At 61.1% G+C, this 6,559-nt stretch carries 8 protein-coding genes; 4 read left to right on the top strand and 4 right to left on the bottom strand.

Going from position 1 to position 6,559, the window contains the following annotated elements; translation table 11 throughout:
- Nucleotides 1-429 (top strand): hypothetical protein (locus AC1DT2_RS13560; RefSeq protein ID WP_477296818.1); only part of this gene is annotated, 429 nt, incomplete at its 5' end.
- Between the two features lie 6 nt (nucleotides 430-435).
- On the opposite strand, the gene AC1DT2_RS13555 is transcribed toward AC1DT2_RS13560, so the two are convergent.
- Nucleotides 436-723, bottom strand: a complete 288-nt coding sequence (locus AC1DT2_RS13555) for an SIP domain-containing protein (protein ID WP_477296816.1) — start codon at nucleotides 721-723, stop codon at nucleotides 436-438.
- Nucleotides 724-973: 250 nt separating this feature from the next.
- Here AC1DT2_RS13555 and AC1DT2_RS13550 point away from each other — a divergent pair, with 250 nt between their 5' ends.
- Nucleotides 974-1,879, top strand: a complete 906-nt coding sequence (locus tag AC1DT2_RS13550) for a chitin binding peritrophin-A domain-containing protein (protein ID WP_477296814.1) — start codon at nucleotides 974-976, stop codon at nucleotides 1,877-1,879.
- 185 nt (nucleotides 1,880-2,064) lie between these two features.
- Here the strand turns inward: AC1DT2_RS13550 and AC1DT2_RS13545 are convergent, their stop codons facing one another.
- Nucleotides 2,065-2,823, bottom strand: a complete 759-nt coding sequence (locus AC1DT2_RS13545; RefSeq protein ID WP_477296812.1) for a siderophore-interacting protein — start codon at nucleotides 2,821-2,823, stop codon at nucleotides 2,065-2,067.
- The gene (locus AC1DT2_RS13540) at nucleotides 2,820-3,431 is read right to left on the bottom strand and encodes a PadR family transcriptional regulator (RefSeq protein WP_477296810.1); all 612 of its coding nucleotides are present in this window, start codon (nucleotides 3,429-3,431) and stop codon (nucleotides 2,820-2,822) included. Before AC1DT2_RS13540 ends, AC1DT2_RS13545 begins: the two co-directional genes overlap by 4 nt.
- 145 nt (nucleotides 3,432-3,576) lie before the next feature.
- Here AC1DT2_RS13540 and AC1DT2_RS13535 point away from each other — a divergent pair, with 145 nt between their 5' ends.
- A complete protein-coding gene (locus tag AC1DT2_RS13535; RefSeq protein WP_477296808.1) occupies nucleotides 3,577-4,065 on the top strand; it encodes a hypothetical protein in 489 nt (162 codons plus the stop codon).
- A 102-nt stretch (nucleotides 4,066-4,167) separates the two neighbouring features.
- Here AC1DT2_RS13535 and AC1DT2_RS13530 read toward each other — a convergent pair whose 3' ends face one another.
- On the bottom strand, nucleotides 4,168-5,142 hold the full coding sequence (locus tag AC1DT2_RS13530) for a thioredoxin family protein (protein WP_477296806.1): 975 nt from the start codon (nucleotides 5,140-5,142) through the stop codon (nucleotides 4,168-4,170).
- Nucleotides 5,143-5,257: 115 nt separating this feature from the next.
- On the opposite strand from AC1DT2_RS13530, the gene AC1DT2_RS13525 reads away from it, so the two are divergent.
- Nucleotides 5,258-6,559 (top strand): fumarate hydratase (locus tag AC1DT2_RS13525; RefSeq protein WP_477296804.1); only part of this gene is annotated, 1,302 nt, incomplete at its 3' end.

The following is a 6,559-nucleotide window of genomic DNA, read 5'->3' as shown; positions in this document are numbered from 1 at the left end:
GCGTACCTATGTCCGAAACGCGCCTGTGCTCCGCCGGAGACGACGTTCACGCCGTCCCTGGGGGCTCAAGAGGCCCTCTTCTCCATGAATGGAAAGATCATGAATAGCGACGCTGTCATCGACCGCGTCAGTGTGAGCACTGAGGAGGAGGTTGAAGGTGTAGAAACCCAGTCGACGTATGTCATTCACTTTAAGTCGACGTTCGAAAGCAATGGCGTGCCGACATGTTCCATGCATCGGTGGTCGAGCGCCGCCGGCAACGGTCAAGCTGAGAGAGTGGTTATCTCGCGACATCAATTAAACGACGGTACCAATGTAGTAAACGACGGTACCAATGTAGAGGCCATCATTTCGCTGCGGAGTTCTCTCTGGTCGGCCCCGGATGAGTTGCGTGACCAGATTTTGTTTTCCGTGTCATGCGTGCCCTGAACTCAGTCAGCCTGAGAATACCCGGTCGCCTTCACCCAGTCCTTGTCGATACCGCGCTTTTCGACCAGCAACGAGCGCAGGGTGCGGGCGACACATGGACTCAACGGCGACCCACCAGAACGTATCGCCTGCCGGGATCGGCAACGCCGCGAGCGCTTCGTCCAGGGAGGGGGACTCACCGCGCACGAACCAGCGCACGTCGCGGTGCAGCGACTGCTTCTCTTCGAGCGAAGCGATCTCGGCAAACAYGGTCACGGGCGTKCTGGCGGGCATTTCCTCGAGCCAACGGCCCATGGCGGGGATAACTCGGCGGCTGGCAAGATTATGTGTTTGCCCGGATCGAAACGACCATCGAACCGGTGATCCTGAATTCCGTCGGCTGCCGTGCAGTCGGCGTCGCCATTTCACGGCACGGTCACCTGCGATCTGTAGGGCCATGCGAAAGGCGGGGCAGTGTGTTGAGGACTACAACGAGTGGCGTATTGCAGGGGAGAGCGAAGGAGTATAGAAGGCAGCAACAGGGGAGCAATCGGAGTGGAAGAACATGGAGGTTCAGATGAAATCGCCCTCAACATTTCTCGTGGTGTCGATGCTCTTGGTATTAAGTGGAACAATCGATGCGCAAACGCTTTCTTTTAGTGCTCGATCCGGAGCAGATAGTGGTCGAACTTACATTTATTTAGATATGCCAGACATATCGGAGCCAACGTTAGATCAGGATCCGGTTGAGATCGTCGAAAAAGAAGGTTCCGGCAGCAGTGACGCACAGCGCACGAAGATATCGTACGGCTTGCCTGCCTTGTCGATTCTCACAATCGACAATTTGGCCACTGAGTCCGCCAATTTGGTGAATTCAACCATGGCAACAGCCGAGGGAACTGCTGTAACGAGTCACGTCTCGATGCTTGGCGGACTTGTGGAGATTGAGGGCCTGCAGGTTAGGTCGATCTGCAAAAGTACCGCCACGGAAAATAGCTGTCGGGGTACAACTTCTGTTTCGCGTCTTCTCATCGCAGGTAAATCCATCCCTGCCCAGAGTATCGAGCCTGGGAAGGAGGTGGCCGTCGTGGGTCTCGTCCCCGTAAACAAAGGTGGTGTGATAGTTCAAGTGCCAGTAGAGCTCAAGCTGCTAATGAATCAGCAAGAGATGAGCGATGAAGATGTGGACGAAAAATCGATTGTCGTTAGGGGGGCTCGTCTTATTGGCGAAACGCATTCAGAACAAGGTGAGTTGGACGTAGACATGACAGTCGGGGAATCGCGAGCGATGACAGCAATGCCGCCATCTTGTAGTGCAGTCAAATTGGCGAGTAATAAGTATTATCAGTATCCGGGTGATCCGCGTCGAGCATACAAGTGCGATTCCYTACATGAGCCGAGGGCAATAACGTGTGCCGTAGGCATGAAGTTTAATCCGACTAGGCAGTCGTGCGTATGGAACAGCAGGTGAGTGTCTGTGGAGGTGTCAAGGGAATAGGGTAGAGCTGGCAGGGTTATGTGTTCACGAAGTGGAGCGGTTAAGCGGCGCTTACGGGATGTAGAGGGCGAGGATTTCGTTGCCGAGCTCTCTCTCTGGTCGGGTCCAGATGAGTTGCGTGACCAGATATTGTTTTCCGTGTCATGCGTGTCCTGAACTCACCCAGCCAGCCAATATCCGGTCGCCTTCACCCAGTCCTTGTCGATCCCACGCTTCTCGACCAGCAGCGAACGCAGCGCACGTGCACGCATGGACTCGACGGCAACCCACCAGAAGGTGTCGCCAGGCGGAATCGCTAACGCAGCAAGCGCTTCGTCCATCGAAGGTGACTCACCGCGGACGAACCAACGCACATCGCGGCGAAGCAATTGCTTCTCTTCGAGCGAGGCAATTTCGGCAAACACGGTCACGGGCGTCGTCGAAGGCATTTCCTCGAGCCAACGGCCGATCGCGGGCAGGGCGGTTTCATCGCCGACCAGCACGTAATGGTCGTAGTCGTCGGGGATGACCATGGAGCCGCGGGGGCCACCGACGCCGAGTTTGTCGCCGACTTTCACCGATTCGGCCCAGGTGGATGCCGGACCTTCGCCGTGCAGCACGAAGTCGATGTCCAGTTCGTTGGTGGCGGGGTCGTATCGACGTGGCGTGTAATCGCGTGCCGGAGAGGGCGTGACGCCTTCCGGGTACACAGGACCATCCGGACCCATGGTCGGGTGGTTGATGGCGCCGCCGTCGAGGGGGAGGAACACCTTGACGTGGTCGTCGGGCGAGGCCGAAACGAAGCCCCTAAGGCTTTCGCCGGTCAGCGTGACGCGAACCATGTGTGGCGTAAGCCACGTCACCTGCTTCACATCGAGCAGGCGCATTTTTACCTCATGACGCACCCGCTGGATGGCATGCCGTTCGGTCGCACTCATGCGTTGCGCTCCGCGATGGCCTTTGCAGCTGCGTGGATGATGCCGGCGACGCGCTTGGTTTCGGTATCGTCCCAGCTCTTGTGGTGGTTCATGAGCTGGTGCTTGATCGCGTGCATGGCTTCGCGGATGCCGTCCGGCACGCCCATGCGGCGCATGTGACGGGACATCACCTGCAGGCGTTCGGTGAGGGCTTCGAGGGTGTCGCGGTTGTCCTGCAGGAACTGGCTGCCTGCTTCGGTGATGGCGTAGAGCTTCTTGCCACCGGTCTCGGCTTCGACGCGCGCGTAGCCGAGTTCTTCGAGCATGGTCAGGGTCGGGTAGATGGCGCCCGGGCTTGGGCTGTACTGGCCGTCGAACATCTCTTCGATAGTGCGGATGAGTTCGTAGCCGTGGCGCGGCTGCTCTTCGATCAGGGCGAGCAGGAGGAGGCGCAGGTCGCCGGTGCCGAACATGCGGCCGCCGCCGAAACGACCGCCGCCGCGCCCGCCGCGCATGCCGTCACGGTCGTCGAAGCCGAACGGGCCGCCGCCGAAACGGCCGCCGCGGCCCATGGCCATGGCAGCCATCTTGTCGTGGAACCGGTGCTTGGCGTGGTGGAAAAAGTGCATGGGTGTTCTCCGATGTATCGTACGTAGTGATCGTACGATATATCTTAAGAAACACTCTTGGCAAGTGACCGACCCTCGACAGATGGTCGACTAACGTGTTTTCTTACGAACAGAGGCCTTTCCTTCCGGACCACAGAGGTTGGACATGAAGCGTGTCGCCGTCTTCCTGACTTACGTCGCATTGCCCTGGCTGGCGACGATTGCGTCAGCCCAGCAGTCGCCCCAGACCGATCTCAGCCTGATTTGCCCGGGCGTCGGCGAGCATCTCGAGTCGCATACCAGCTACGACTCCGAATGGGATTCGAAGCACCACAAATATGTCGATACCCAGCACAACACGCTGGATCCGTCTCAGGTGCAGGGGACGGCCCAGATCGAGATCCACCAGGGGCAAGGACGCATACGGCCACCGAAACGCCTCATACCGCCCATTTCGTCGGGCGGACAGGACGGTTGGTGGCCGTTGACGGATATCGACGTGTCGCCGGACCGCATCCGGGCGAGTTACCGTTTGAATGGCCTCAACCACCCGAAGGTCGATATAGACAGGCGTACCGGCGAGATCACGATCGACGGCATCGAGAAGTTCCAAGGCAGCTGCAAGGCCGTCGACCCCGGTGCACGCCAGTTCTGATGCCCCGTTTTCTGTGGGAGCCGCTTCAGCGGCGAAAGCAGGTCGCCGCAATGTCCGGGCCCGGCTGCGCCGGGCATCGCCGATGAATCGGCTCCCACACTATTACCCGAAGGTGAAGGTGAACATGTGGAAGTTCGCCTTGGGGATCTTGATGGTGAGCACGTGGTCCTTGTATCCGTCGCCGTCGAACAAGGTGTAGAGCTTGCTCGCCTGCACCGTGACCGGCGGCTGCGGCTTGCCGTCCACGGCGACTTCGACCGTGATCGGGTCGTTGGCGCTGGCGACCATGTGGACCATCTTCGCCTTGAAATGCAGGCGGATCTCGCCGTTGGCACCGACCAGGCTGGCGTTGTCGCGGCCGATCTCCCAGCGCCCGACCAGGGCGAACTTGTTCAACTCGAGGCGGGAGGGCGCCGTGTAATCGCGCGTGCCGGTGTCGCTGCCCTCGGGGCTGCCGTTGTTTTCGCTGCGGTCGGCGCCGAAATACATCTCCGGCGAGCCTAGCTGGGCGAAGTCCGGGGCGTCCTTGTCGGTTTCCGCCTTGGCATCGGCGTCGGCCAGTCGCGGCAAGCCGAGCAGGGTGCGGATGGCGTTCTCCATGTCCATGTAGTTGCCTTCGCCATAGTGGTGCGCCACGACGTTTCCGCGCTGGTCCACCAGGTATTCGGCCGGCCAGTACTTGTTATCCCAGGCGTCCCAGGTTTCCAGATCGTTGTCCTGGGCCACCGGGTATTTGATGCCGAAGCGGGCAATGGCGTCGCGCACGTTGCCTTCCTGCTTCTCGAACGGGAATTCCGGCGAATGCACGCCGATGATTACCAGGCCCTTGTCCTTGTACTGGTCGTACCAGTGGGTGACGTGGGGCAGGGTGCGCAGGCAGTTGATGCAGGAATACGTCCAGAAATCGATCAGGACGACCTTGCCGCGCAACCCTTTCATGGTCAGTGGCGGGGAGTTATGCCACTTGGCGATGCCGGCGAACTCGGGCGCGGTCTGGGCAGCCGTCGCCGGTCCGGCCGCGGCCAGGGAGGCCAAAGCGACGAACAGGGCGAGGAAGGCGAGGCGGATCTGACGCATGGAAACTCCGTGTTTTCGGGGTGCCGTGAATAGACCGGCCGACATCCCCGGACCTTACACCGGCAGGTGCGCTAAAATCCCGCCTTTGCCAGCCTCGCGAGCCAGCCGTAGCGCCATGACCTCGATCAAGCAGGACGACCTCATCCAGAGCGTCGCAGACGCCCTCCAGTACATCTCGTACTACCACCCGGTCGACTACATCCGGAACCTCTCCGCCGCCTACGAGCGCGAAGAGTCGCCGGCGGCCAAGGACGCCATCGCCCAGATCCTCATCAACTCGCGCATGTGCGCCGAGGGCCACCGGCCGATCTGCCAGGACACCGGTATCGTCACGGTCTTCCTCAAGGTGGGCATGAACGTGCGCTGGGACGATGCCACCATGGGCGTCGAGGATATGGTCAACGAAGGCGTGCGTCGCGCCTATAACCACCCGGACAACAAGCTGCGCGCCTCGGTGCTCGCCGACCCCGCCGGCAAGCGCATGAACACGCGCGACAACACGCCGGCCGTGGTCAACGTGACGATCGTCCCCGGTGACAAGCTCGACGTCATCGTGGCGGCGAAGGGCGGCGGCTCGGAAGCCAAGTCCAAGTTCGCCATGCTCAATCCGTCCGATTCCATCGTGGACTGGGTGCTGAAGACGGTACCGACCATGGGCGCCGGCTGGTGCCCGCCGGGCATGCTCGGCATCGGCATCGGCGGCACCGCGGAGAAGGCGATGCTGCTGGCGAAGGAGGCTCTCATGGAGCCGATCGACATTGTCGACCTGATCGCCCGCGGCCCGTCCAACCGTGCCGAAGAGCTGCGCCTGGAGCTGTACGAGAAGGTCAACGCGCTCGGCATCGGTGCGCAGGGCCTGGGTGGCCTCACCACCGTGCTCGACATCAAGGTGAAGGACTATCCGACCCACGCGGCCAACCTGCCGGTCGCGCTGATCCCGAACTGTGCCGCGACGCGCCACGCGCACTTCGTGCTCGACGGCTCGGGTCCGGTCGCGCTGGATCCGCCGTCGCTGGAAGACTGGCCGAAGCTCACCTACGACTCTTCGAAGGGTCGCCGCGTGAACCTCGACACGATCACCCGCGAGGAAGTGCAGAGCTGGAAGCCGGGCGAGACCATCCTGCTCAACGGCAAGCTGCTTACCGGTCGCGACGCCGCGCACAAGCGCATGATCGACATGCTCAACCGCGGCGAACAGCTGCCGGTCGACTTCACCAATCGCTTCATCTACTACGTGGGCCCGGTGGATCCCGTGCGTGACGAAGTGGTGGGTCCCGCTGGCCCGACCACGGCAACGCGCATGGACAAGTTCACGCGCCAGATGCTCGAGACCACCGGCCTGCTCGGCATGGTCGGCAAGAGCGAGCGTGGTCCGACGGCGATCGACGCGATTCGCGATAACAAGGCGGTGTATCTG

Source organism: Luteibacter sp. P4_E6 (assembly GCF_056401535.1).
Note: the sequence above shows the minus strand (reverse complement) of the source record. Positions and strands in the feature narration are given on the sequence as shown.

What these genes read in the sequence shown, in the direction of transcription:
- AC1DT2_RS13530 (WP_477296806.1), bottom strand. Translation starts at nt 5,142, where the DNA reads ATGCGTCAGATCCGCCTCGCCTTCCTCGCCCTGTTCGTCGCTTTGGCC.
- AC1DT2_RS13540 (WP_477296810.1), bottom strand. Translation starts at nt 3,431, where the DNA reads ATGCACTTTTTCCACCACGCCAAGCACCGGTTCCACGACAAGATGGCT.
- AC1DT2_RS13535 (WP_477296808.1), top strand. Translation starts at nt 3,577, where the DNA reads ATGAAGCGTGTCGCCGTCTTCCTGACTTACGTCGCATTGCCCTGGCTG.
- AC1DT2_RS13545 (WP_477296812.1), bottom strand. Translation starts at nt 2,823, where the DNA reads ATGAGTGCGACCGAACGGCATGCCATCCAGCGGGTGCGTCATGAGGTA.